Raw genomic sequence first — 521 nt, 5'->3', positions numbered from 1 at the left:
TCCCACAATTCCTTGATGCCGATCCCGTACGCCTGCGGATCGGCGTTCGCGTCGAGCTTGAACTTCGAGATCAGCTGGCGGCCGAGGTGGCCGCGACAGCCTTCGGCGAACAGCGTGTACTTCGCGTGCAACTCCATGCCGAGCTGGAAGTTCTCGGTCGGCTCGCCGTCCTTGCCTACGCCCATGTTGCCGGTGGCAACACCTTTTACGGAGCCGTCGTCGTTGTAGAGAATCTCGGCCGCAGGGAAGCCCGGGAAGATCTCGACGCCCAGCGCTTCGGCCTGTGCCCCAAGCCAGCGCGTGACGTTGCCCAGCGAAATCACGTAGTTGCCGTGATTCTTGAAGTTGTCGGGCAGGGCCCAGTTGGGCGTCGTGACCGCGCTCTTTTCGGACAGGAACAGGAAGCGGTCTTCCGTCACCTCGACGTTCAAGGGCGCGCCCTGCTCCTTCCAGTCGGGGAACAGTTCGGTGATCGCGCGCGGATCCATCACCGCGCCCGACAGGATGTGCGCGCCGATCTC

At 63.5% G+C, this 521-nt stretch carries 1 protein-coding gene; it reads right to left on the bottom strand.

What is annotated here, in order from left to right:
• A partial coding sequence (locus WS46_RS21200) for an NAD(P)/FAD-dependent oxidoreductase (protein ID WP_179949177.1) occupies positions 1-521 on the bottom strand: 521 nt, incomplete at both ends.

Origin of the sequence: Burkholderia sp. RF4-BP95 (assembly GCF_001521985.1) — a bacterium.
Classification (GTDB): domain Bacteria; phylum Pseudomonadota; class Gammaproteobacteria; order Burkholderiales; family Burkholderiaceae; genus Burkholderia; species Burkholderia diffusa.
Note: the sequence above shows the minus strand (reverse complement) of the source record. Positions and strands in the feature narration are given on the sequence as shown.